General features: G+C 77.4%; 23 protein-coding genes and 1 pseudogene. 13 read left to right on the top strand and 11 right to left on the bottom strand.

The window, feature by feature from the left end; all coding sequences use genetic code 11:
- Positions 1-21: 21 nt before the first annotated feature.
- Genes CHC04_RS24035 through CHC04_RS08265 form a run of 3 tightly spaced genes read right to left on the bottom strand, consistent with a single transcriptional unit; the run spans position 22 to position 2,302 of the window.
- On the bottom strand, positions 22-198 hold the full coding sequence (locus CHC04_RS24035; protein ID WP_176449897.1) for a hypothetical protein: 177 nt from the start codon (positions 196-198) through the stop codon (positions 22-24).
- Positions 195-1,247, bottom strand: a complete 1,053-nt coding sequence (locus CHC04_RS08270) for a glycosyltransferase (RefSeq protein ID WP_089403466.1) — start codon at positions 1,245-1,247, stop codon at positions 195-197. Before CHC04_RS08270 ends, CHC04_RS24035 begins: the two co-directional genes overlap by 4 nt.
- Positions 1,244-2,302 (bottom strand): glycosyltransferase family 9 protein, encoded by a 1,059-nt coding sequence (locus CHC04_RS08265; RefSeq protein WP_089403465.1) that lies wholly within the window; start codon positions 2,300-2,302, stop codon positions 1,244-1,246. Before CHC04_RS08265 ends, CHC04_RS08270 begins: the two co-directional genes overlap by 4 nt.
- Before the next feature lie 84 nt (positions 2,303-2,386).
- Between CHC04_RS08265 and CHC04_RS08260 the strand changes: the two genes are divergently transcribed.
- The 3 genes from CHC04_RS08260 to CHC04_RS08250 all read left to right on the top strand — a co-directional run bounded on the left by CHC04_RS08260 (position 2,387) and on the right by CHC04_RS08250 (position 6,311).
- Positions 2,387-3,640 carry a glycosyltransferase gene (locus CHC04_RS08260; RefSeq protein WP_089403464.1) on the top strand — a complete coding sequence of 418 codons (1,254 nt, stop codon included), beginning with the start codon at positions 2,387-2,389 and terminating at the stop codon, positions 3,638-3,640.
- A complete protein-coding gene (locus tag CHC04_RS08255; RefSeq protein WP_089403463.1) occupies positions 3,637-5,424 on the top strand; it encodes a glycosyltransferase family 2 protein in 1,788 nt (595 codons plus the stop codon). Before CHC04_RS08260 ends, CHC04_RS08255 begins: the two co-directional genes overlap by 4 nt.
- A 71-nt stretch (positions 5,425-5,495) precedes the next feature.
- A complete protein-coding gene (locus CHC04_RS08250) occupies positions 5,496-6,311 on the top strand; it encodes a hypothetical protein (RefSeq protein ID WP_141233737.1) in 816 nt (271 codons plus the stop codon).
- A 4-nt stretch (positions 6,312-6,315) separates the two neighbouring features.
- On the opposite strand, the gene CHC04_RS08245 is transcribed toward CHC04_RS08250, so the two are convergent.
- The 3 genes from CHC04_RS08245 to CHC04_RS08235 all read right to left on the bottom strand — a co-directional run bounded on the left by CHC04_RS08245 (position 6,316) and on the right by CHC04_RS08235 (position 8,940).
- Positions 6,316-6,762, bottom strand: coding sequence for a hypothetical protein (locus CHC04_RS08245; protein ID WP_089403461.1), 447 nt, complete (start codon positions 6,760-6,762; stop codon positions 6,316-6,318).
- A gap of 145 nt (positions 6,763-6,907) precedes the next feature.
- Positions 6,908-7,993, bottom strand: coding sequence for a zinc-dependent alcohol dehydrogenase (locus CHC04_RS08240; RefSeq protein WP_217897256.1), 1,086 nt, complete (start codon positions 7,991-7,993; stop codon positions 6,908-6,910).
- Positions 7,990-8,940: a Gfo/Idh/MocA family protein gene (locus CHC04_RS08235; RefSeq protein ID WP_089403460.1), complete on the bottom strand. Its 951-nt coding sequence runs from the start codon at positions 8,938-8,940 to the stop codon at positions 7,990-7,992. Before CHC04_RS08235 ends, CHC04_RS08240 begins: the two co-directional genes overlap by 4 nt.
- A gap of 74 nt (positions 8,941-9,014) precedes the next feature.
- Here CHC04_RS08235 and CHC04_RS08230 point away from each other — a divergent pair, with 74 nt between their 5' ends.
- Positions 9,015-9,905, top strand: coding sequence for a potassium channel family protein (locus CHC04_RS08230; protein WP_089403459.1), 891 nt, complete (start codon positions 9,015-9,017; stop codon positions 9,903-9,905).
- 6 nt (positions 9,906-9,911) lie between these two features.
- On the opposite strand, the gene CHC04_RS08225 is transcribed toward CHC04_RS08230, so the two are convergent.
- From CHC04_RS08225 to CHC04_RS08215, 3 genes are read right to left on the bottom strand one after another with little or no spacing between them, the layout of a single operon-like run.
- Positions 9,912-10,394: a hypothetical protein gene (locus CHC04_RS08225; RefSeq protein WP_089403458.1), complete on the bottom strand. Its 483-nt coding sequence runs from the start codon at positions 10,392-10,394 to the stop codon at positions 9,912-9,914.
- Positions 10,391-12,826 carry a molybdopterin oxidoreductase family protein gene (locus CHC04_RS08220; protein ID WP_089403457.1) on the bottom strand — a complete coding sequence of 812 codons (2,436 nt, stop codon included), beginning with the start codon at positions 12,824-12,826 and terminating at the stop codon, positions 10,391-10,393. Before CHC04_RS08220 ends, CHC04_RS08225 begins: the two co-directional genes overlap by 4 nt.
- Positions 12,823-13,290: a MarR family winged helix-turn-helix transcriptional regulator gene (locus CHC04_RS08215; RefSeq protein ID WP_176449896.1), complete on the bottom strand. Its 468-nt coding sequence runs from the start codon at positions 13,288-13,290 to the stop codon at positions 12,823-12,825. Before CHC04_RS08215 ends, CHC04_RS08220 begins: the two co-directional genes overlap by 4 nt.
- A 160-nt stretch (positions 13,291-13,450) precedes the next feature.
- Here CHC04_RS08215 and CHC04_RS08210 point away from each other — a divergent pair, with 160 nt between their 5' ends.
- The 4 genes from CHC04_RS08210 to CHC04_RS08195 are packed head-to-tail and all read left to right on the top strand — an operon-like array spanning position 13,451 to position 17,912.
- The gene (locus CHC04_RS08210; protein ID WP_245817066.1) at positions 13,451-14,500 is read left to right on the top strand and encodes a bacteriorhodopsin; all 1,050 of its coding nucleotides are present in this window, start codon (positions 13,451-13,453) and stop codon (positions 14,498-14,500) included.
- Positions 14,501-14,504: 4 nt separating this feature from the next.
- A complete protein-coding gene (locus CHC04_RS08205) occupies positions 14,505-15,476 on the top strand; it encodes a beta-carotene 15,15'-dioxygenase, Brp/Blh family (RefSeq protein ID WP_176449895.1) in 972 nt (323 codons plus the stop codon).
- Positions 15,477-15,504: 28 nt separating this feature from the next.
- Positions 15,505-16,374: a pyridoxal kinase PdxY gene (gene pdxY / locus CHC04_RS08200; protein WP_089403453.1), complete on the top strand. Its 870-nt coding sequence runs from the start codon at positions 15,505-15,507 to the stop codon at positions 16,372-16,374.
- Between the two features lie 38 nt (positions 16,375-16,412).
- Entirely contained in the window at positions 16,413-17,912 is a 1,500-nt protein-coding gene (locus CHC04_RS08195; protein ID WP_089403452.1) for an APC family permease, read from the top strand.
- Positions 17,913-17,921: 9 nt separating this feature from the next.
- Here the strand turns inward: CHC04_RS08195 and CHC04_RS08190 are convergent, their stop codons facing one another.
- Entirely contained in the window at positions 17,922-18,428 is a 507-nt protein-coding gene (locus CHC04_RS08190) for a MarR family winged helix-turn-helix transcriptional regulator (RefSeq protein WP_217897255.1), read from the bottom strand.
- Positions 18,429-18,516: 88 nt separating this feature from the next.
- On the opposite strand from CHC04_RS08190, the gene CHC04_RS08185 reads away from it, so the two are divergent.
- The 4 genes from CHC04_RS08185 to CHC04_RS08170 are packed head-to-tail and all read left to right on the top strand — an operon-like array spanning position 18,517 to position 21,634.
- Positions 18,517-19,419 (top strand): EamA family transporter, encoded by a 903-nt coding sequence (locus tag CHC04_RS08185; RefSeq protein ID WP_245817065.1) that lies wholly within the window; start codon positions 18,517-18,519, stop codon positions 19,417-19,419.
- 27 nt (positions 19,420-19,446) lie between these two features.
- The gene (locus CHC04_RS08180; RefSeq protein ID WP_217897254.1) at positions 19,447-20,199 is read left to right on the top strand and encodes a LamB/YcsF family protein; all 753 of its coding nucleotides are present in this window, start codon (positions 19,447-19,449) and stop codon (positions 20,197-20,199) included.
- Complete coding sequence (locus tag CHC04_RS08175) at positions 20,199-20,807, top strand: 5-oxoprolinase subunit B family protein (protein ID WP_089403966.1); 609 nt, start codon at positions 20,199-20,201, stop codon at positions 20,805-20,807. Before CHC04_RS08180 ends, CHC04_RS08175 begins: the two co-directional genes overlap by 1 nt.
- Positions 20,801-21,634 carry a 5-oxoprolinase subunit C family protein gene (locus tag CHC04_RS08170; protein WP_089403450.1) on the top strand — a complete coding sequence of 278 codons (834 nt, stop codon included), beginning with the start codon at positions 20,801-20,803 and terminating at the stop codon, positions 21,632-21,634. Before CHC04_RS08175 ends, CHC04_RS08170 begins: the two co-directional genes overlap by 7 nt.
- Before the next feature lie 73 nt (positions 21,635-21,707).
- On the opposite strand, the gene CHC04_RS08165 is transcribed toward CHC04_RS08170, so the two are convergent.
- The gene (locus CHC04_RS08165; protein WP_089403449.1) at positions 21,708-23,168 is read right to left on the bottom strand and encodes a benzaldehyde dehydrogenase; all 1,461 of its coding nucleotides are present in this window, start codon (positions 23,166-23,168) and stop codon (positions 21,708-21,710) included.
- Positions 23,169-23,316: 148 nt separating this feature from the next.
- Here CHC04_RS08165 and CHC04_RS24030 point away from each other — a divergent pair.
- Positions 23,317-23,579 (top strand): annotated as a pseudogene (locus CHC04_RS24030) (endonuclease); the annotation flags it as partial.

The raw sequence follows: 23,579 nt of genomic DNA, 5'->3' as shown, positions 1-23,579 counted from the left end.
GGACGCCGCCACCCCCGGCCCTCAGGTCTTGCTCTTCCCCTGGGCGCTGGAGTGCTCGTGCCGGTCGTCGCCCTTCCGGACGTGGTGGGTCTGCTTCGAGGCGCCGGTCGTGACGCCGGCCTCGCTGGGCGAGAGCCCCTGCTTCTTCGCCTCGCGGGCGGCCGCGCGCTGGGCGTCGGCGTCGTTGTTCTTGCTCATCGCTGTCGGTTACCCGCAGCGCCGCCCGCCACGCCGGAGAGCACCCGGAACGTCCGCGCGGTCATCAGCCCGGCGTCGAGGTCGCGTACCGCCCGCACCCGGGCCCGGACACCCAGGGCGGCGCGCCGGGCGGGGTCGGTGAGCAGCCCGCGCAGCGCCGCGGCCAGCGCGCCGGCGTCCTCCACCGGCACGACGACGGCGTCCTCCCCCACCGCGCGCCGGACGTCGCCGACGTCGGTGGCCACGCACGGCAGCCCCTCGGCCATCGCCTCCAGCAGCGCCAGGGGCAGGGCCTCGACCCGCGAGGACAGCACGAACAGGTCCAGCCCGGCGAGGAAGCCGCGGGCGTCGGAGACCCAGCCGGGGAAGGTCACCGGCAGGCCGGCGGCCGCGGCGCGCAGGGCCTCGCCGTCGCGGCCGGCCCCGCCGACGACGGCGTCGAAGGGCACGTCGAGCCGGCGCAGCGCCGCGAGCAGCACGTCGAAGCCCTTCTGCGCGGTGAGCCGGCCGAACGCGCCGATCCGCGGCACCGGGCGCCCGGCCGGCCCGGCGGGGTCGGGCGGCACGTCGACGCCGTTGGGCACCACGTGCACCCGCGCCGGGTCGACGCCGAGGTCGGCCACCACCTGCACGCGGCCGTCCTCCGAGGGGCTGACCACCGCGGCCATCCGCCGGTAGAGCCCGGTCAGCGCGGCCCGCTCCTCCCCCGCCCGGGTGTCGCCGACCAGGTGCAGCACCCCCGCGGTGGGTGCCACCTCCTGCGCGGCGGCGACCGCGGCGGCGTTGGACGCGGGGTCGACGAGGTTGACCACGACGACGTCGGGGCGCTGCGCGGCCAGCGCCGCCCGGGTCCGCGGCGCCGCGGCGGTGTGCCGGGTCAGCGGCACGACGGTGCGGTCGACGTCGAGGTGCGCGAAGCCGGACGCCACCGGCTCGGCGCACACCAGTGACGCCGTCGCGCCGGCGTCGGCGGCCCGGCGCAGGTGGTGGGTCAGCCACACCTCCGCGCCGCCCCAGCCGTCGGAGTCGGCGACGAACGAGACCCTCACGAGGCCGCCAGCTCCCGCGCGGCGCCGGCGACGGCGGCCGGCGACACGGTCAGGGCGCAGCGGAACTCGATCGGGCAGGCCAGGTGCGGGCAGGGCGCGCAGGCGACGGTCGGCGTCAGGGCGCGGTGCCGCGGCCCGGGGTGGGCCCAGCGCACCGGGTCGCCGGGGAGGAAGACCGTCACGGAGCGGGCGCCGACGGCGGCGGCGAGGTGCGCCGAGCCGGTGTCGTTGCCGACCAGCACCGCGCTGTCGCGCAGCAGCGCGGCCAGCCCGCCCAGGCTGGTGGCGCCGGTGAGGTCGACCGCCGGGGCGCGCATCGCCGCGACCACGCGCGCGGAGATCTCCCGCTCGGCGGGCACCCCCGTGACGACGACGGCCAGCCCGTCGGCGGCCAGCGCGTCGCCGACCGCGGCGTAGCGGTCCACCGGCCAGCGCCGGGTGGGCGCCGACGCGCCCGGGTGCAGGACGGCGTAGCGGCCCGGCTCGAGCCCGGCCGCGGCGAGGGTGGCGGCGTGCTCGGCCTCGTCGTCGGCGGTGACCGGGAAGCCCATGGCCGCGTCCCCGCCGGGCGGCAGGCCCAGGTGCTCCAGCAGCGCGACGTGCCGCGCCGCCTCGTGCAGGTGCAGCGGGTACCGCAGGTGCAGCGCCTCGGTGCCCGGCGGGGGCTGCCACCCGGTGGGGGCGAACCCGCCGGTCAGCCGGGCGCCGAGCGCGGCGGTGACCCGGTTGGCGGCCGGCCGGTCGCCGTAGGCCTGCAGCGCGAGGTCGAAGCGGCGCTCCCGGGCGGCCGCGGTGAACGGCTCCCACCCCCCGGCCTCGACCGGGCCGTCGGGGATGCCCGGCGCGCCGGGGAAGGACAGCAGCCCGACCGGGACGCCGAGGCGCGCCACCACCGGCGCCATCCGGCCGAAGGTCACCAGCGTCACCTCGACGTCGGGACGGGCGGCGCGCAGCCGGCGCAGCGCGGGGACGGTGCACAGCAGGTCGCCCAGGCCCACCCGGAGCCGGACCAGCGCCACCCGGCGGACGGCCGGGTCGGCGAGCGGCGTGATCACCCCGCCCCACTGCCCCGGCTGTGCCGTGCGCTAACTCGTGGTGCACTACCAGTCCCGCCCCCGAGGAGCCGGAGGTCCACCCGCGTGTCCCGCCCCGCCGCTGACCTGCACGTGCTGCGCCTGTGCAGCGTCTTCGAACCCCCGGCGGCCCGGCGGCCGGCCCGGGCCGGAGCCCTCCCCGGCGAGCTCGACGCCCGCGCGGCGCGCTTCGACCCGATCGGCGGCATGCAGAACCACACGGCGACGCTCACCCGCTGCCTCGACGCCCGCGGCGTGCGGCAGACGGTGGTGACGGCGCGGCTGGCCGGCCCGGCGGGGACCTCGTCGCTGGGCGTCGCCGCCCGGGTGCACCGCACCGGGGTGCCGGTGCCGCGGCTGCGTCAGCTGTGGGCGCTGTCCGGGCTGCCGGCGGTGCTGCGCGCCGGCAGCCGGGCGCCGGTCGACGTCGTGCACGCCCACCAGGGCGAGGACCTCGCCACCCTGCCGCTGGCCCGGCTGGCCGCGCGGGTGCACCGCTGCCCCCTGGTGGTCACCGTGCACTGCAGCGTCGGGCACACCCTGGCCGGCCGCGGCCCGAAGGTGCGGCTGCTGCGCGCGCTGGGCGGCTGGATCGAGCGCAGCTCGCTGCGGCGCGCCGACGCCGTCGTCGTCCTCACCGGGCGCACCGCCACCGCCCTGCACGACGACGGCGTGCCCCCCGACCGCGTCTCCGTCGTCCCGTCCGGCTTCGACCCCGCGCTGTTCGCCGCCCCCGCGGCCGACGTCCTCCCCGGGGTGCCGCGGCCGCGCATCGGCTACGTCGGCCGGCTGGCGCCGCAGAAGAGCCCCGGCACGCTGGTGCGGGCGTTCGGGCGGATGCGGGAGCAGGCCTCGCTGGTCGTCGTCGGCGACGGTCCCGACCGGGCGCTGGTCGAGCGGCTGGCCGCCGAGAGCCCCGCCGCCGACCGGATCACCCTCGCCGGCTTCGTCGAGCACGCCCGCGTGCCCGCGGTGCTGGCCTCCCTCGACGTGCTGGTGCTGCCCTCGGCGTACGAGGAGATGGGCTCGGTGCTCACCGAGGCGATGGCCGCGGGCCTGCCGGTGGTCGCCAGCGACGTCGGCGGGATCCCCGAGGTGGTGCGGCACGGGGTCACCGGGCTGCTCGTGCCGCCGGGCGACGTCGACGCGCTGGCCGCCGCGCTGGACCGGGTCACCGGCGACGACGTGCTGCGGGCGCGGCTGGCCGCCGGTGCCCGCGCGCGCTCGGCCGAGTACGGGTGGCCGGCGCTGTCGGCGCGCGTGGCCGCCGTCTACGACCGGGTGCTGGGCACGGCCGCCGACCTCGAGCCCGCCGCGTGAGACCCCGGGTCGCCGTCCTCGTGCCGGTGCACGAGCAGGCGGCCTTCCTCCCGCGGGCGCTGGAGTCGCTGCTGGCCCAGGAGGAGACGGCGTGGGAGGCGGTGGTCGTCGACGACGGGTCGCGCGCGCCGGTGACCGTGCCCGACGACCCCCGGGTGCGGCTGCTGCGCACCGAGGACAACCGCGGCCTGGGCGCGGCCCTCAACACCGCACTGGACGCGACCACCGCCCCGGTCGTGGCGTACCTGCCGGCCGACGACGTCTGGTTCCCCGAGCACCTGGCCACCGCCCTCGACCGGCTGGCCGACCCCGCCGTCGTGCTGGTCCGCGCCGCGCTGGTCGAGCCGGCCGGCACCGCGTACGCGCAGCTGGTGCAGGTCGTGCACCGGCGCACCGGCGACCGGTGGACCGAGCGCGCCGAGCTGGAGACCGACGACCTCGACCGGCTGATGTGGACCCGGGTGGCCGCCCGCGGGACGACGACGGGCACCGGCCGGGTCAGCTGCGCGTGGACCCAGCACCCCGCGCAGCGGTCCCGGGCGATCCGGGAGGCCTTCGACGGTGGCCCCAACGTGTTCCGCACCCGCTACCGGGTGGCGCAGCCGCTGCGCTTCGTCTCCACCGACGGCACCGACCTCGACGAGCGCTCCCGCTACGCGCGGTTCCGGTCGCGGGACCACCCGGCCGCCGCCGACGGGCTGTCGGTGCTCGTCGTCGGTGAACTGGCGTTCAACCCCGAGCGGGTGCTGGCACTGGCCGAGCGCGGACACCGGCTCACCGGGCTGTGGACCGCCGACGGGCTCGGCGACGCCACCGTCGGGCCGCTGCCCTTCGGCTCCGTGCCCGACCTGGACCGCGACACCTGGCGCGACGGCGTGCGCGCACTGGCCCCGGACGTCGTGTGGGCGCAGCTGAACTGGCGGGCGGTGCCGTTCGCGCACGCGGTGCGGCAGGCCTTCCCCGACCTGCCGTTCGTGTGGCACTTCAAGGAGGCGCCGCAGCGCAGCGTCGTCCGCGGGGAGTGGCCGCTGCTGGCCGACCTCGTCTGCGGCGCCGACGCCGTCCTGCTGGCCACCGAGGAGGAGCGCGACTGGTTCGCCCTCGCCCTGTCCGGCCGGGTCGACCCCGCCCGGCTGGGCGTGCTCGACGGCGACCTGCCCAAGCGCGACTGGCTCGACGCGCCGCTGTCGCCGAAGCTGTCCGACGCCGACGGTCAGCCGCACGCCGCCGTCGTCGGCCGGCCCTCGGGGCTGGACCTGGACTGGGTGCTGGCGCTGGCCGACCGCGGCGTGCACACCCACCTCTACGGGCAGGTGCGCGCGCCCGGGCCGAAGGGGTCCTGGACCGGCTGGCTCGACGAGGCGCTCGCCCGCAGGCCGGGGTTCGTGCACGTGCACCCGGCGGTCGGGCCGGAGGAGTGGGTGCGCGAGCTGTCCCGGCACGACGCCGGCTGGCTGCACCGCTTCGACTCGGCCAACGGCGGCGACCTGCGCCGGGCCACCTGGGACGACCTGAACTCCCCCGCCCGGCTGCCGGTCTGCCTGACCGCGGGGCTCCCGCTGCTGCAGCAGGCCAACCCGGGCTCGCGGGTGTCGGTGGAGCGGGTGCTGCGCGCCGACGGGACGGGGCTGTTCTACCGCTCGGCCGACGACGTCGCCGCGGCGCTGCACCAGGAGGTGGCGACCCGGGCCGGGCAGGCCGCGGCGCTGGCCGCCCGCGAGCGGCACGTGTTCGACGCGCACGCCGACCGCCTGATCGACCTCTTCCGCTCCCTCGCCCGCTGACGACGGGGGTGCCCTTGTCGCGATGAAGGCACCCGCCCGGATTGTCGGACCCCGCTCCTACCGTGCGGCGCGTGGACGGACTGTGCTGGGCGGTGACCGACGGGCCGGAGGGCAGCGCCGCCGTCGAGCTGCCCGCGGACGCCGCCGGGGCGCGCCTGCTCGACGAGCAGGCCGGCGGCGCCTTCTGGTGCGCGCGGCGGGCCGGCGGCTGCGGCGCGCTGCTCGCGGTCGTCACCGACGGCGACACGGCGGCCTTCCGGCACACCGGCGGGCAGCCGTGCGCCCTCGTCGCCCGCCCGGCGACGGCGGCCCGCGCCTACGACCCCCTGCGCTACCGCCCCGCACTCACCGCGTGGCTCACCGGCCAGGGTCACCGGCCGCGGGTGGAGACGCTGACCGGCCGGGACGGGCCCGTCGGCCTGCACGTGGCCGTCGACGCGCTCGGCGCCGCCCTGGAGGTGCAGCTCACGCCGCTGGGCGACACCGCCTGGCGGGCGCGTGACGACCGCCTCCGCCGCACCGCTCGGTCGGTCACCTGGCTCTACGGCCCCGGCGCCGACGACGCCGCGGCCACCGAGGCGAGCGTGCGCGGCGCGGCGCTGTCGCTGCGGCGCCACGACCGGGGCCTGCTCGTCGGGGTCCGCGACGCCGGCGACCGGGTGCGCTGGGTGCGGTCGGCCGCCTGCGCCCTGACCGCCGACGGGGTGACCGCGCCGGGCCTGGCCGAGGCGCGGGCCGCGCACGTGCAGCGGTCGGCTGCGCGGCAGGACGCGGCCCGCCGGGCGGCCCGGCAGGCGGCCCGCGAGGTGGCCCAGCGGTCGCGGCGGCCCGGCGCGGTGCCCTGGGACGTCCGCACGGGCACGTTGCCCTACCCGGCCGCCGGGTAGCCGGTCAGCCGCTCCCGCCCGTCACGCCGGTGGTGTCGCCGTCGGCGCCCGCCGGCTGCGGTTCCGCCTCCGGCAGCGGTTCCCCCTCCGGCTCCGGCGCCCGGCGGACGCGGCGCGGCAGGTGCAGGGCCGGCAGGCGCACCGCCTCCAGGTGGGGGTGCGGCAGGTGCGGGTGCGGCACGTGGGGGTGCGGCAGCCGGGCCACCAGTCCGGCCGGCAGGCGCACGTGCGGCAGGTGCAGGTGCGGCCGGCGCGCCGCCGCCTCCGACTGGGCGTGCCGTCGGCCGAGCGTGGCCGACCAGACGCTGCGTCCGCGGGCCGCGTGCGCCCGCGCGGCCACCTGTGCCGCGCGGTGGTCGCGCTCCCAGCGGGCGGTGTTGCTCCGCGCCATCGCCACGACCAGCCCCGTGGTCACCAGGAAGCCGGCGACGCTGACGACTGCCCAGCCCATGGCGGCCCTCCTCTGGACCGCGCCGCGCAGCCCGGGTCCCCGGCGTCCGCGGCGGTGACCGCAGGATCCCGCCGATCGTGTTCCGCGACAAGTCGGTCCGCGCGACGCACCGCGCGACGCGCCGGGACGTGCCCGCCGGGTGCGGTCAGAACCGCAGTACGGCCTGCAGCGGCGGGGCGGGGAGGCGGCGCTGCGCGAGGTCGGTCAGCAGCGCCGGACCCTCGTCGAAGGGCACGACGTCGGTGACCAGGTGCCGGCGGACGTCCTCGCCGCGCTCGCGCAGCAGGTCGAGCGTGGCGGCCGACAGCGCGCGCCGCGGCCAGGCGCCGGCCATCCCCCGCGGCACCCGGCTGATCTGGGCGCACACGACCGACAGGCCGTTGTGGTGGAACTCCTCGCCGAGCCGCACCGCCCCGGCGCCGCCCTGGTAGAAGCCGAGGTCGACGACGACGCCCTGCGGCCGCAGCGCCTTGAGCGCGGTGGCCAGCGCGGTGTCGTGGCCGCGGCACTGCAGCGCGAGGTCGGCGCCGGCGTCGCCCGGCCCGTGCCGCCACCGCTGCTTGACCTCGTGCCAGCCGTCGCCGTCGACGGTGGCCAGCCCGAGCGCCGCGGCCACCGCCCGCCGCTGCGGGGAGGGCTCCGCGACGACGACGTCGGCGGCGCCGTGCCGCGCCGCGAGCAGCGCGCAGACCAGCCCGATCACCCCGGCGCCGGTGACCAGGACGTGCCGGTCGCGGACGCCGTCGCCGAGCCCGCCGCCGGGCCCGGCGGCCTGCGCGCTCGCGTGCAGCAGGCCGTTGGCGCAGATCGGCCCCATGTGGGCGAGGTAGACGCCGAGCAGCGGGTCGAGGTCGTCGGGCACGGGGACGACGTGCGCGGTCGCGGGGTCGGCGCAGCGGCCGGTGCGGTGCCCGTAGGCCATCGCCACCCGGGTGCCCTCGGCGAGGTCGGGGCTGCGGCTCTCGGTGACCAGCCCGACCTCCATGTAGCCCAGCCCGCGCACCGGGTAGCCGGCGGCCGGCTCCCCGGGGGTGAAGGAGCGCAGCTCGGGGTCCCAGCGGGTGACGTGGTGGGCGTCGGTGCCGCGCACCAGCGCCACCTCGGTGCCGGCGCTGATCCCGCTGTACTCGGTGGTCACCCACACCTGGCCGGGCCCGGGGTCGGGCTCGGGATCGTCGAGGACGGCCGGCTCGCCGGGGCGCAGGACGCCGAGGGTGCGGACCGGCCTCACAGCCGCACCGTCCCCCCGCCGGCCGCCGCCTGCGCCACGGCCACGGCGAGCCGGTGGGTCCGCAGCGCCTCGGCGTAGGGCGTGCGGACGTCGTCGCCCTCGCCGCGGACGGCGGCCACGAACGCCGCGTCCTCGGCCTCGATCGGGTCGGCGGCCCGCTCGACGGTGCGCTCGCCGTCGGCGTCGGCGATCCGCAGCTCGTGCTCGGTGAGCTCCAGTCCGAGCCCGGGGGCGACCACCTGCAGGCCGATGCGGTAGCCGCGCGGGGCCAGGCAGGTGGTGGAGAACGAGGCGAGCGCGCCGCCGGCGAAGCGCAGCGACGCGGTGCACGCGTCGTGGACGTCGCCGGGGCCGTCCGGGGAGCGGCCGCCGGCGGCCCAGCCGGACTCCACCTCGCCGGCCAGCACCCGGGCGACGTCGAGCAGGTGGGTGGCCTGCTCGACGGTCTGCCCGCCGGACTGGTCCTGCCGCGCCCACCACGGCGCGGTGGGCGCCGCGTCGAGCCACGTGCCCAGCAGCAGCCGCGGCGGCCGGCCGGCGAGCAGCCCGCGGGCCTGCTCGAGGGTGTCGAGGTAGCGCCAGTGGTAGCCGACGGCGGTCAGCAGTCCGGCCGCGGCGATCCGCTCCGCCAGCCGCTCGGCGGTGGCGAGATCGGTGCCCAGCGGCTTCTCCACGAACAGCGGCAGGCCGGCGTCGATCGCGGCGTCCTCCACGGCGCCGTGCTGGCCGGGCGGGACGCAGACGTAGAGCGCGTCGAGCTCCTCGCCGTCGAGCAGGTCCTCCCACGCCCCGTACGCCCGCCCGCCGGCCCGCTCCGCCAGCCGCTGCGCGCGGTCGGCCTGCGGGTCGGCGACCCCGGGGACGGCGACGCCGTCGAGGCCGGTCAGCGACTCGACGTGCCGGCCGGCGATGAAACCGGCCCCCACCACTCCGATGCGGATCGTCACGCGGCCGGTCCTGCCCCCCGCCGCCCGCGGCCAACCGCGCCCGCCGCGGGGCCGGCGGCTGGCACGCTCGCGGCGTGGCGACGGCGGCCGGCTGGGGATCGACGGTGCTGGGCGCGGTGCTCGTGCTGCTGGTGCTGCGCGACGTCGTGCACACGCTGTGGCACCCGAGCGGGCGGCGCGGGCTCAGCCGGCGGCTGATGACGGTGCTGTGGCGGGCCGGCCGGGAGTCCCGCCGCCGCTCGGGCACCGGCTTCCTCGGCGGGCCGCTGGCGATGGTCGTCGTCGCGCTGTCCTGGGTCCTGCTGCTGGTGCTCGGCTTCACCCTCGTCTACTGGCCGCACCTGCCCGACGCCTTCGTCTACGGCAGCGGGCTGGCGCCCGGCCGCAGCGGCGCCCTCGACGCCGTCTACCTGTCCCTGGTCACCCTCGCCACGCTCGGCTTCGGCGACATCGTCCCGGAGAGCCCGTGGCTGCGGCTGGCCGTGCCGGTGGAGGCGGTCGTCGGCTTCGTGCTCCTCACCGCGGCGGTCACCTGGGTGCTGCAGGTCTACCCGGCGCTGAGCCGCCGCCGCGCGCTGGCGCTGCGGCTGGCCCTGCTGCGGCGGGCCGCCCTCCCGGCGGCGGCCGTCGGCGCGGGTCTGCTCCGGGAGATCGCCGTCGACCTGGTCCAGGTGCGCGTCGACCTCACCCAGCACGCCGAGACCCACTACTTCCGCGACGTCGACCCGGAGACGGCGCTGCCGCTGCAGCTGCCCGTCGCCCTCGAGCTCGCCGGGGCCGGCGGCCGCTCCCCCGACGCGCAGGTCCGCACGGCCGCCACGTTCCTCGGCGTCGCGCTCGAGGACCTCACCGGCGTGCTCGACCGGCAGTTCCTCCACCGCGGCGGGGACGTGCGGGCGCGGGTGGCCGCCTACGCCGACGACCACGGCCACCGGCTGCCCGGGGACCCCGCCGTCAGCTGGTGAGGACGGTCAGCTCGTGAGGACCTGGGTCGCGGACTCCTTGAGCTGGGCGTTGGCCCACCGCATCTGCCGCAGCGTGTCCGGGTGGCAGCGCTGCGCCAGCTCCAGCAGCTCCCGCTTGCGCGCCCCCTGGGCGGCCTGGGCCAGCAGCTCCCAGTCCAGCGAGACGCCGGCCGCCTGCCGGTGCACGTGGCGCAGGTCGGCGAGCAGCAGCAGCCCGGGCTCGGGCCGCCGGCCGAGCCGGTCCGACGTCGCCTGCCGGACGCGCTCCAGGACGCCGGGGTCCTCCGGCGGCTCCGGGTCCAGCTCGACGCCGAAGTCGCGGCCGGTGCGCGCCAGCTCGGCGACGTGGCGCCGCGACCAGCCGGCGAGGTCCCGAGCGACGTGGAAGATCTCGTGGTCCGCCGCGTGCCGGTCGGACACCGCCAGCAGGCTGCGCGCCAGGTGCGACTCCGACCGGTGCAGCTCCTCGATGGCCAGTCCCAGCTTCACCGCGCACCCCCGACGGTCTCCTCGGCCAGCGCCGCCTCGCCGCCGCGGGTGGGCGGCACGTCCGCGGCCACGGGGCGGGAACCGGTCGTCGTCGGCGCGGGGGACGGCGTGCCGCCGGAGGCCGCCAGCAGGGTCACCGCCGCGGCCGCCGTCTTGAAGATCGGCTGCTTGGACACCGGGTCCCAGTCGGTCGGGGTGAGCTCGTTGGCCGCCCGCTGCCCGTCCGGGGAGTCCCACCAGCCGTAGTGGAAGGGCAGGAACAGCACCCCGGGCCGGATGCCGCTGACCCGCAGCCGCGCCTCGACCCGGCCGCGCGCGGTGCACACCTCCAGCAGGTCGCCCTCGCCGAGGCCGCGGTCGGCGGCGTCGGAGACCGACATCTCCACCCACACGTCGGGCGCGGCCGCCTGCAGCTGTGGCGCCCGGGCGGTCTTGGTGCGGGTGTGGAACTGGTAGAGCGTCCGGCCGGTGATCAGCTGGAACGGGTACTCCTGGGTGGGCAGCTCGTGCGGCGGCAGGTACTCGGCGGCCTTGAGCACCGCCTTCCCGTCGGGGTTGAGCGCCTTGTACTCGACGTCGTCGAGCGGGGCACCGGTGACCAGGTCGCGGCCGTAGCTCTCGCAGTAGTCGGGGGCGGCGTGGAACCGGCCGTCGACGTAGAGCCGCTCGGTGCCGTCGGGCGCGTCGTCGGTGACCGGCCACTGGATGCCGTTGTGCTCGCGCAGCCGGGCGTAGGACAGCCCGCTGTAGTCGCAGGGCCGGCCGCGCGAGCACTCCTTCCAGCCCTCGAAGGCGCCCTCGGGGTCGCTCCACTTCACCAGCGGGGCGCCGTCCTTGTCCCGGAGGTCGAGCCGGCGGGCGAGGTCGACGAGGATGTCGAGGTCGGCGCGGGCCTCGCCGGGCGGGTCGACCGCCTTCTCCGACAGGTGCACCGTGCGGTCGACGTTGGTGAAGGTGCCGGTCTTCTCCCCCCACGTGGCGGCGGGCAGCACGACGTCGGCCAGCTGCGCGGTCTCGGTCAGGAAGAGGTCCTGGACGACGAGGAAGAGCCGCTCCTGCGCGAGGATCGACCGGATGCGGCCCGCCTCGGGCAGTGACACCGCGGGGTTGGTGGCGGTGACGTACAGCCAGCGCAGCGACCCCTCCTCGGCGTGCCGGAACATCTGCATCGCGTGCGTGGGCGGCGAGTAGTGCGGGATGTCCATCGGGTCGAGGTTCCACACCCGGGCCAGGTCGGCGACCTGCGCGTCGTCGGACCAGTTGCGGAAGCCGGCGAGGTCGCCGTCGGCGCCGGCCTCGCGGGTGTTCTCGGCGGTGGGCTGGCCGTTCATCTGCAGGATCCCGCAGCCGGGCTTGCCGAGCATGCCGCGGACGACGTTGAGGTTGTTGACCTGGACGGCGGCGGCGGTGGCCTGGTGGGACTGGTAGAAGCCCTGCAGCACGGTCGACAGCAGCCGCTGCGCGGTGCCCAGGACCCGGGCGGCCTCGCGGACCTGCGCGGCCGGGACGTCGCACACCTGCTCGGCCACCTCGGGCGGGTAGTCCCGCAGCCGCTTCTCGAGCTCCTCGAAGCCGACGGTGTGGGCCTCGACGTACTCCCGGTCGATCCAGCCGTTGCCGACGACCTCGTGCAGCAGCGCGTTCATCAGCACCACGTTGGTGCCCGGCCGCGGGGCCAGGTGCACCGTCGCGGCCCGGGCCACCGGCGTCTCGCGCGGGTCGACGCAGACGACGGCCGGCGGGTTCGGCCCGGTCAGCCGGTCGAGGATCCGCATCCACAGCACCGTCTGCGTCTCGGCGACGTTGTGCCCGAACAGCGCGATGACGTCGGCGGAGTCGACGTCGGTGTAGCTGCCCGGCTGGCCGTCGCAGCCGAAGGTCTCCTTCAGCGCGGCCGCGGCGGTGGCGGTGCACAGCCGGGTGTTGCCGTCGACGTGGTTGGTGCCGATGCCGCCGTGGGCGATCAGCCCGAGCGTGTAGTACTCCTCGAGGAAGAGCTGGCCGGAGGTGTAGAAGCCGACCGCGCTGGGGCCCTGCTCGTCGAGCAGCTCCCGGCAGCGGCCGGCGACGGCGTCCATCGCGGTGTCCCAGTCGGTCTCCACCAGCTCGCCGTCGCGCCGGACGAGCGGCCGGGTGAGCCGGTCAGGGGAGTGGTTGGCCTGCCAGCCGTAGAGGTCCTTGGGGTCGAGCCGGCCGTGGTTGACCCGGTCCTCCGCGCGGCCGCGGACGCCGACGATGCGGCCGTCCTTGACCGCGATGTCCAGCCCGTCGCCGTTGCTGTGCAGGATCGACGCCGAGGGCACCCAGCGGTCGACGTCGCCGTCGGTCAGGCCGTCGGCGAGGTACCGGTCGACCCGCACCGGCCAGGTCTCCCCCGGCCCGTACGGCGTGCGCGTCCCCCACGGATCGGCGATCCGGTCGATGCGCGTCACGGCTGGTCCTCCCGTCGTCGTGCGCCGACCCGGCCGGTACCCGCGGGGGGCTCCGCCGGGGAGGTCAGTGCCCGCAGCCCGGCGAGCACCCGGTGCCGCCGGTCCGGCGGCAGCCGGTCCAGGCAGGCCGTGAGGTCGGCCAGCCGCAGGTCGTCGTACCGGTCGAGGAGCTGCTCGCCGTCGGCGGTGAGCCGGAGGGTGACGCTGCGACCGTCCGCCGCCGAGGGCCGGCGGTCGGCCAGCCCGGCCACGGCGAGCCGGTCGGCCAGCCGGCTCGCCGTCGAGACGGCGACCCGCATGCCCTCCGCGAGCTGCCCGACGCTCAGGCCGGGCCGCTCGCTCAGGACCGTCAGGGCGCGCAGCTGCACCGGCGACGTGCCGACGAGGTCGGCGGCGCGCACCGAGACGCCCATCGCCGTGCGGACGGCAGCCAGCAGCACCCGCTCGTCGGTGTCGCGGTCCACGGGCCCCTCCCCGCACCGGTGGCGGACGCCGGGAGACGTCCGGCGCCGAGTGTGGCGCGGTGCTTGCCAGACGGCAAACGATTGTGCGAGGCCGGATCGGGTAGGGCCGAGCGGGGTCGAGCGGAGGCCCGCTGCCCCTCTCCCTGCCCCCGGAGGTCCCGTGGACGTGGTCGACACCCCGCCCCCCGAGCTGCAGACGATGTCCCTGGGTCTGTACGACCTGGTGCACTTCGCGCTCATGGCGGGGGGCTTCTCGCTGTTCGCCTACTTCCTCTACACCTGGGCGAGCCGGCAGGAGGTCGGCCGCCGCTACCGGCCGGCCATGCACGCCGGGCTGTGCCTGGCGGCGATCGCGACGATCAGCTACCTGGTCCTGTTCCTGAAGTGGGACTCCGGCTTCACGCTCACCGACGGCGTGTACGTGCCGAACGCCGAGGCCCGCTTCACCGGGTCCACGCGCTATCCCGACTGGGCGGTCACCGTGCCGCTGCTCACCGTCGAGCTGCTCGCGGTCTGCTCGCTGACCGGGGCGCGGGCCCGGCACCTGCGCCTCACGACGACGACCGCGGCGTTCCTGATGATCCTCACCGGCTACGTCGGCGCCCAGCTCGTCGCCGACGGGCGCGACCGCACCGCGCTCGTCGTGTGGGGCCTCATCAGCACGGCCTTCTTCGCCTACCTGTACGTCGCGCTCGCCGGGGCGGTGCGCGCGTCGTTGCCGCACATGAGCCGGCCGGCCGCGGTGAGCCTGCGCAACGCGACGATCGTGCTGCTGGCGAGCTTCGGCGTGTACCCGCTCGTGTACGCGATCCCGGTGTTCGCCGACGTCACCCCGGCCTGGTGGGCCACCACGCAGGTCGCCTACTCCGCCGCCGACGTCGTCGCCAAGGTCGGCTTCGGCCTGCTGGTCCACAAGGTGGCGCTGCTGCGCACCGCCGAGGACGTGCGCGCCGGCGAGGACACCCACCCGGAGCCGGTGTGGATCAGCAACGTGCACGAGAGCGACGGCGTGCTGCCCGAACTCGGCCGCGTCTCCCTCTCGGCGGCCGCCGACCTGCGGGGCGGGCACGGTGACGGGCGGACCTGGGTCGAGCGCGACCGGCACGAGCACGACCGGCACGAGCACGACCGGCACGAGCACGACCGGCACGGTCCCGACGGTCGGGACGGCCGCGGCGGGGCCACGCGCACGGCGACCGACCGGCGCTGAGGCCGTGCTGCCGTCCCCGGTCCGGCCGGCGGCGGCGACGCCGTTCGCCGCGCCGGCCCGGGCGGCCACGGCCGTCTCGCTCGGCGCGGCGCTCGCCGTCGTCGCCGTCGAGGTGGCGGTGGGCTGGGGGGACCTCGCGTGGGTGCCCCTGGTCGCCGGACTGCTGCTCGGTCTCCCCCACGGCGCCGCCGACCACCTCGTCCCGGCCCACCGGCTGGGCTGGCGGCCGCCCCGGACGGCGCTGTTCGCCCTCGGCTACGCCGCCGTCGCCACGCTCGCCTGGCTGCTCTTCCGCGCCGCGCCCGCTCCCGCGCTGCTCGCGTTCGTCGCCCTGTCCGTCTGGCACTTCGGCACCGGCGAGACCGCCTTCGCCGACCTGCGCGCCGGCCGGCCGGTGCGGCGGCAGGCGGTGGCGTCGCTGGTGCTCGGCGGTCTGGTGCTGCTGGTCCCCCTGGCCCGCGGCGCCGGCGAGGCGGCGCCGGTGCTGGCCGCCGTCGTGCCGGGGAGCGGGGGCGCCGTCCCGCCGGCGGTCGTGGCCGTGGTGCTCGCCGTCGTCCTCCCGGCCGGCGGCGCGCTCGCCGTGGAGCGACTGCTGGCCGGCCGGTGGCTCGAGGCCGCCGAGGTCGCCGTCCTGCTGGTCCTGGTGGGAGTGGCCCCGCCGTTCGCCGCCTTCGGCGTGTGGTTCGGCTGCTGGCACTCCGTCCGGCACCTCGCGCGCGTGCTCGCCGACGACCCGGCCGGCGCCGGTGACCTGGCGGCCGGGCGGCTGGGCCGGCCGCTGCGCCGGTTCGCCGCCGCCTCCTCACTGCCGACCCTCGCCGCCCTCGCCGTCCTGGCCGCCCTGTGGTCGGCCGCGGGAGGGTGGCACGGGTTCCTGGCCACCGACCTGCCGCTGCTGGCGGCCCTCACGCTGCCGCACGCCCTCGTCGTCGGCTGGCTCGACCGCGCCGGCCCGCCGCCCGCTGCCGCGGCGTGAGTCCCCGGGCGCCACCGCGCCGGCCGGCATGGCACCGTTCCCCCTCGTGGTCAACGTCCTCTCGATCCAGTCGCACGTCGCCTACGGGCACGTGGGCAACTCCTCGGCCGTGTTCCCGCTGCAGCGCCTCGGCGTCGAGGTCTGGCCGGTGCACACCGTCCAGTTCTCCAACCACACCGGCTACGGGGCCTGGACCGGACGGGTCTTCGACGGCCAGGCGGTCGAGGAGGTCGTCGACGGCATCGCCGACCGCGGCGTGCTCGGCACCGCCGACGCCGTCCTGTCGGGGTACCTGGGCTCGGCCGACATCGGCCACGCCGTCGTCGGCACCGTCAGCCGGGTGCGGGCGGCCAACCCCGACGCCGTCTACTGCTGCGACCCGGTGATCGGCGACGTCGGCCGGGGCGTGTTCGTCCGGCCGGGCATCGAGGAGCTCATGCGCGAGGTCGCCGTCCCCGCCGCCGACCTGGTGACCCCCAACCACTACGAGCTCGACCTGCTCTCGCAGATGACCACGCGGTCGCTGGCCTCCGTGAAGGAGGCCGTCGCCGCCGTGCAGGACCTGGGCCCGCGGGTGGTGCTGACCACCTCGCTGGACGCCGAGGACACCCCCGAGGACGCCGTGGACCTGCTCGCCTCCGAGGGCGGCCGGCACTTCCGCGTGCGCACGCCGCGGCTGTCTGTGTCGGTCAACGGCGCCGGTGACGCGATCGCCGCGCTGTTCCTCGCGCACTGGCTCGACACCCGCTCGGCCGGCGAGGCGCTGGGCCGGGCCGCCGCCAGCGTGTGGGGCCTGCTGCGCCGCACCGAGGAGGCCGGGTCGCGGGAGATCCTGCTGGTCGCGGCCCAGGACGAGTTCGTGTCCCCGTCGCGGAGCTTCCCCGTCGACGAGGTCTGAACGCGCGGGCCGCCGGGAGGCGACCTAGCGTCCCCTCGGTGGACCTGTTCCGGACGAAGTCGGTCGAGGCCGTCCGCGCCGACGTGGGCGACGGCGTCGGCGAGGGCGAGACGCACGAGGGAGGGCACGGCACCGGCCGGCTGCGCAAGCGGCTGTCGGCCCGGCACCTGGTCGGGTTCGGGATCGGGATCGTCATCGGGACGGGGATCTTCACCCTGACCGGCGTGACCGCGAAGAACGACGCCGGCCCGGCGGTGGTGGTCTCCTTCGCCGTCGCCGGGCTGGTCGCCCTGCTGGCCGCCCTCTGCTACGCCGAGCTCGCCTCCTCGGTCCCGACGGCGGGCAGCGCCTACACCTACGCCTACGCGACCGCCGGCGAGGTGGTGGCCTGGGTGATCGGCTGGGACCTGTTCCTCGAGTTCGCCCTCGGGGCGGCCGTCGTCGCGCGCGGCTGGTCGGGGTACGTGGGCAACCTGCTCGACCTGCCGCCGTCGGTGTTCGGCGAGACGTCCACGGTCAACGTGGGCGCGGCCGCGATCGTCCTGGTGCTCACCGCGGTGGCGGTGCTCGGCATCCGGGAGTCGGCGCGGGTCACCGGCGCGCTGGTGGTGGTCAAGGTCGCCGTCTGCGTGTTCGTGATCCTGGTGGGGGCCTGGTTCGTGCGCGGCGCGAACCTCACGCCGTTCGTGCCGCCCGCGCAGCCGGCCGAGGGCGGCAGCGGCCTGTCCCGCCCGCTCGTCGAGGTCGTCGCCGGTCTCGAGCCGGTCGCCTTCGGCATCGGCGGGGTGCTCACCGCCGCCGCGGTCGTGTTCTTCGCCTACACCGGCTTCGAGGCGGTGGCCAACCTCTCCGAGGAGTGCCGGCGCCCGGCCCGGGACGTGCCCCTGGGCCTGCTCGGCACGCTGGCGCTGGCCACCGCGCTCTACGTGGGCGTCTCCTTCGTCCTGGTCGGCATGGTCGAGTACGGCAGCATCGACGAGGGGGCGCCGATCGCCGACGCCTTCGACCAGGTCGGGCTGGGCTGGGCAGCGTCGCTGGTGGCGATCGCGGCGGTGGCCGGCCTGACGTCGGTGATCCTGGTCGACCTGATCACGATCGGCCGGATCGGCTTCGCCATGGGCCGCGACGGACTGCTGCCGCCCGCCGTCGCCCGGGTCAGCCCCCGCACCGGCGTGCCCGCGCGGATCACGCTGCTGTTCGCCGCGCTCGTGCTGGTGCTGGCCACGTTCGTGCCGCTGGGGACACTGGCCGACCTGGTGAGCATCGGCACGCTGTTCGCGTTCCTGCTCGTCTCGTTGGCCGTGGTGGTGCTGCGGCGCACCCGGCCCGACCTCCCGCGCCCGTTCCGGGTGCCGTTCTCCCCGGTCCTGCCGGTCGTGGCGGCGGTGGCCTGCCTCTACCTGATGCTCAACCTGAGCATCGAGACGTGGCTGCGCTTCCTCGCCTGGCTCGGGCTCGGGATGCTGGTGTACGCCCTCTACGGGTACCGGCACTCCCGGGTGCGCCGCGGGGCCCGCGCGGAGCCGCTCCCGCACTGACCGGCGGGCTCACCCGTCGGCGCGCTCCTCGACGGAGGCGAGCAGGTCGCGGAGCAGGCCGTCGAGCCGCCGCACCGCCGCCGGGGACATCCCGCCGAGCAGCCGCTGCTGCTCGGCGAGCCCCGCGGTGACGGCCTCGTCGACCAGTGCCCGGCCGGAGTCGGTCAGCCGCACCAGCAGCGCGCGCCGGTCGGCCGGGTCCGGCGCGCGCACCAGGTGCCCGGCCCGCTCCAGCCGGTCCAGCCGGCCGGTCATCCCCCCGCTGCTGAGCATCAGCGCCCCGGTGAGGCGGCCGGGCGAGAGGCCGTCGGGCCCGCCGGCCCGGCGCAGCGTGGCCAGGACGTCGAAGTCGGCCCGGGTGATGCCGAAGCGCGCGTAGCACCGCTCCTGGGCGTCCCCCACCAGCCGCGCGGTGCGGTAGACCCGGCCGAAGACGGCCATCGCCGTGGTGTCGAGGTCGGGCCGCTCGCGCGCCCACTGCTCGACGATGGCGTCCACGCCGTCCCGGTCGGTCACGCCCCGATCCTGCCACGTCTCACGGTTGACAGATACTCGTTGCCAAGTATCTTGCTATCGAGATACATGCTGTCGAGGGGAGCAGGTCGTGACCGCCACGATGCAGGAACCGGTTGCCGCGGTCCCGGCCCCGCCCCGGCGGCGGGTCCGGCCGCTGTGGGTGCTCACCGCGCTGACCGCCGTCGCGCCGGTCACCTGGGGGACCACCTACGTCGTCACCACCGAGTGGCTGCCGCCCGACCGCCCGCTGCTGGCCGCGACGGTGCGGGCGCTGCCCGCCGGCCTGCTGCTCGTGGCGGCCGGCCGCGTGCTCCCCCGCGGGGCCTGGTGGTGGAAGGCGGCGGTGCTCGGCACGCTGAACATCGGCGCGTTCTTCGCCCTGCTGTTCGTGGCCGCCTACCGGCTGCCCGGCGGGGTGGCCGCGGTGCTCGGCGCGGTGCAGCCCCTGGTGGTCGCGCTGCTCTCGCTGCCGCTGCTCGGACTGCCGCTGCGGGGCCGCACGTTCGCCCTCGGCGCGGCGGGCGTCACCGGCGTCGCCCTCGTCGTCCTCACCGACGCAGCGAGGCTCGACCCCCTCGGCGTCGTCGCCGGGCTGGTGGCCACCGGCTGCATGGGCACCGGCGTGGTGCTCACCAAGCGGTGGGGGCGGCCGGTCCCGGTGCTGGCCTTCACCGGCTGGCAGCTGGCCGCCGGCGGGGCGCTGCTGCTGCCGCTGGCCCTCGCCGTGGAGGGGCTGCCGACGACGGTCACCGCCGGCGAGGTCGGCGGGTTCGTGTACCTGGCGGTGGTGAACACCGCGCTGGCCTACGTGCTGTGGCTGCGCGGCATCGGCCTGCTGCCCGCCGACCGGGTGAGCTTCCTCGGGCTGCTCTCCCCCGTCGTCGCCGCGGCCGCCGGCTGGGCCCTGCTCGGGCAGTCGCTCGGGCCGCTGCAGCTGGCCGGCGTCGTCCTGGCCCTCGGGAGCGTGCTGCTCGCCCAGCGTGGCCGCTGAGCGCCTCCCCCGAGCAGGATCGCGGGCGTGGACCTCAACTCCGACCTCGGCGAGGGCTTCGGCCGGTGGACCCTCGGCGACGACGACGCGCTGCTCGGCGTGGTCACCAGCGCGAACGTCGCCTGCGGCTTCCACGCCGGCGACCCGGTGATCCTGCGCCGGGTCTGCGACCGGGCCGCGGCGGCCGGCGTCGCGATCGGCGCGCAGGTGGGCTACCGCGACCTGGCCGGCTTCGGCCGCCGGTTCGTCGATGTCGAGCCCGACGCGCTCACCCAGGACGTGCTCTACCAGGTCGGCGCGCTGGAGGCCTTCGCCCGCGTGGCCGGCACCCGGGTCCGCTACGTCAAGCCGCACGGGGCGCTGTACAACGCGATCGTGGGGCACGAGGAGCAGGCGGCAGCGGTGGTGCGCGCCGTCGTGGAGTACGACCGCACGCTGCCGGTGCTCGGCCTGCCCGGCTCGGCCTGGCTGCGCCTGGCAGGCGAGGCCGGGCTGCCCGTCGTCGCGGAGGCGTTCGCCGACCGCGCCTACACGCCGCAGGGCACGCTGGTGTCGCGGCGGCTGCCCGGCGCCGTGCTGACCGACCCCGGGGAGATCGCCCGCCGCTGCGTGGCCATGGCCACCGGGCAGCCGGTCACCGACGTCGACGGCGGCGAGCTGCACCTGGCCCCCCGGTCGATCTGCGTGCACGGCGACACCCCCGGCGCGGTCGACGTCGCGCGCCGGGTGCGGGCGGCGCTGACCGGGGCAGGGGTCGACCTCGCACCCTTCGCGCCGTGATGCGGGTGCTGCCCAGCGGCTCCACCGCGCTGCTGGTGGAGCTGCCCGGCCTCGACGACGTCCTCGGCCTGTACGCGGCGCTGCAGGAGGACCGCCCGCCCGGCGTCGTCGACCTCGTCCCGGCCGCGCGCACGGTGCTGGTGGTCACCGACCCGGCGGTCACCACCCTGGACGCCGTCGAGGCGGCGGTGCGGCGGACCCGTCCCCGGCCGGGGCGCGCGGCCGCCGGCGACCTGGTGGAGCTGCCGGTGGCCTACGACGGCGAGGACCTCGGCGACGTCGCCGCGCACCTGGGCGTGGACCCCGGCGAGGTGGTGCGGCGGCACACCGGCACGGAGTGGACCGTCGCGTTCTCCGGCTTCGCCCCCGGCTTCGGCTACCTGACGCCGGCCGGGGGCGGGTGGGACCTGCCGCGCCGGGCCGCGCCGCGCACCCGGGTGCCGGCCGGGTCGGTGGCGCTGGCCGGCGGGTTCACCGGCGTCTACCCGCGCGCGTCGCCGGGCGGCTGGCAGCTGGTGGGGCGCACCGACGTCGCGGTGTTCGACCTGGCCCGCGACCCCGCCGCGCTGCTGCGCCCGGGCGTGCGGGTGCGGTTCACGCCGTGCTGACCGTCCTGGCGCCGGGGCCGCTGACCACGGTGCAGGACCGGGGCCGGCCGGGACGGGCGGGCATCGGGGTGGGCCGCTCGGGCGCGGCCGACCGGGCCTCGGCCGCGCTGGCCAACCGGCTGGTGGGCAACGACCCGGGGGCCGCCGTCCTGGAGGTCACCCTCGGCGGGCTGGCGGTGCGGGCCGACGCCGACCTGCTCGTCGTCACCACAGGCGCGCGCTGCCCCGGGTCCCCGGTGCACGCCGCGCCCGGCCCGCTGCGCGCCGGGACGACGCTCGGGCTGGGGACGCCGGCGGCGGGGCTGCGCACCTACCTGGCCGTCCGCGGCGGGATCGCCGTCGACCCGGTGCTCGGCTCGCGGTCCACCGACGTGCTCTCCGGGCTCGGCCCGGCACCCCTGCGCGCCGGGGACCGGCTGCCGGTCGGGCAGGCCGCCTTCCCGCCGCCGGGGGTCGACCTCGCCCCGGTGCCCGACCCGCCCGGCGGCGAGGTGACCGTGCGGCTGCTGCCCGGCCCCCGCGGCGACTGGCTGACGCCCGCGGCGCGGGAGGCGCTGGGCACCGCGGCGTGGACGGTCACCGCGGAGAGCAACCGGGTCGGGCTGCGGCTGGCCGGCCCGCGGCTCGGCCGCGCGGTGACCGCCGAGCTGCCCAGCGAGGGGCTGCTGCGCGGCGCGCTGCAGGTGCCGCCGTCGGGACAGCCGGTGCTGTTCCTCGCCGACGCGCCGGTCACCGGCGGCTACCCGGTGGCCGGCTACGTCGCCGACGACGACGTCGACCGCTGCGCGCAGCTGCGCCCCGGCCAGACCCTCCGCCTGCGCCGGTGAGGCCCGTGCACGTCCGCGGACGTGCACGGGCGGGTCGGGGCACTTCCGCGGACGTGCACGGGCGGGTGGGCGGTCAGAAGGGGTAGGCCGGCAGGTCCCCGCGCACGGTCACCCACTGGGTCTCGGTGAACGCCTCGACGTTGGCCTGCGGGCCGCCGTGGCGGGAGCCGGTGCCGGAGGCGCCGACGCCGCCGAAGGGGGCGACCGCCTCGTCGTTGACCGTCTGGTCGTTGACGTGCACCAGGCCGCTCGGGATGCGCTCGGCGAGCTGGAGCCCGGCGGCGACGTCGCGCGTCAGGATCCCGAGGGACAGCCCGTACTCCGTGCCGCCGGCCAGCTCCACGACCTCGTCGAGGCTCGAGAAGGGGGTCACCGGGGCCACGGGGCCGAAGATCTCCTCGGCGTAGGCCGGGTGGTCGACGGCGACCCCGCCGAGCACCGTCGGCCGGTAGAACAGCCCCTCGTAGGTGCCGCCGGTGCGCACCGTGGCGCCCCGCTCGACGCTGGCGGTGACCAGCCCGTGCACCCGGTCGCGCTGGCCGGCGTCGATGAGCGGGCCGAGCGCCACCTCCTCGCGGAACGGGTCGCCGACCGGCAGCTTCTCGACCTTCTCGGCGAGGACGGCGGTGTACTCCTCGGCGATCGACTCGTGCACGAGGTGCCGGCTGGTAGCCATGCAGATCTGGCCCTGGTGGGCGAAGGTGCCCCACGCGCCGACGCCCGCTGCGGCGGTGACGTCGACGTCGGGCAGCACGATCAGCGCGGAGTTGCCGCCGAGCTCGAGGTGGGCCCGCTTGAGGTGCTGCCCGGCCAGCGCGCCCACCGCGCGGCCGGCCCTGGTGGAGCCGGTGAAGGCGATGACGCGCGTCTGCGGCACGGTGACCAGGGCCTCGCCGACGTCGGCGCCGCCAGGCAGCACCTGTAGCACGCCGGCCGGCAGCCCCGCCTCCTCGAAGACCCGGGCGAACAGCGCGCCGCCGGAGATGGCGGTGCGCGGGTCGGGCTTGAGGACGACGGCGTTGCCGAGCGCGAGCGCCGGGGCGACGGCGCGGATGGCGAGGATGGTGGGCACGTTGAACGGCGCGATGACCCCGACGACGCCGGCCGGCAGGCGGCGGGCGAACGACAGCCGCGGGGCGCCGGTGCGCAGCACCTCGCCGTAGGGCAGGCCCGGCAGGGCGGAGGCCTCGTAGCACTCCTGGGCGCTGGTGTGGACCTGGAAGTCGCCGAACGGCTGGATGGCGCCGGACTCCCGCGCCAGCCAGTCCCTGATCTCCTCGGCGGAGTCCTCGAGCACCTGACCGGCGCGGCGCAGGACGCGGGCCCGCTCCTCGAACGGCGCGGCCGCCCACGCGCGCTGGGCCTCCGCCGCCCGCTCGGCCGCGGCGGCGACGTCCCCGGGGGTCGCCTCCCCGACCGGGGCGATGACGTCGCCGGTGGCCGGCTCCACCGCGTCGTAGGTGCCGCCGGACCCGTCGGTCCACGCGCCGGTCCAGACCTTGCCCTGCCACGCGCCGTCGTCCAGGAGTGCCACGTCGGTCCTCTCGCTCGGGTCGTTGCCGTCCCGATACTCGCCGAGACCCGCACCGACCGCCGCGCAAGTAGCCTGGCGGATCTGTGGACAGCTCTCTGACCTGCGGATACGGCTCACGGGACGGCGTCCGTTCCGATATCCTTCGTACATGTGTTCGGGTGGGTGGCAGGCCGGTGACGACGTCCTGGATGACGTCGCCGCGCTCGTCGCCGGGCGCAACCGGACCGACGCCGCCCTGGCCCGCCGGGTGCGCGCGGTCGAGCTGTCCCAGGCCCCGGAGCGCGACGGGCAGCGGTCGATGACCTCGTGGCTGCGGGGGCACTGCCGGCTGTCGTCTGCGGCTGCCGCCCGGCTGGTGACCGTCGGTCGCGCGCTGGAGCACCTGCCCGTCCTCGCCGAGGCCCACGAGGC

The sequence above is a fragment of the Geodermatophilus saharensis genome (assembly GCF_900188205.1).
GTDB lineage: Bacteria > Actinomycetota > Actinomycetes > Mycobacteriales > Geodermatophilaceae > Geodermatophilus > Geodermatophilus saharensis.
Note: the sequence above shows the minus strand (reverse complement) of the source record. Positions and strands in the feature narration are given on the sequence as shown.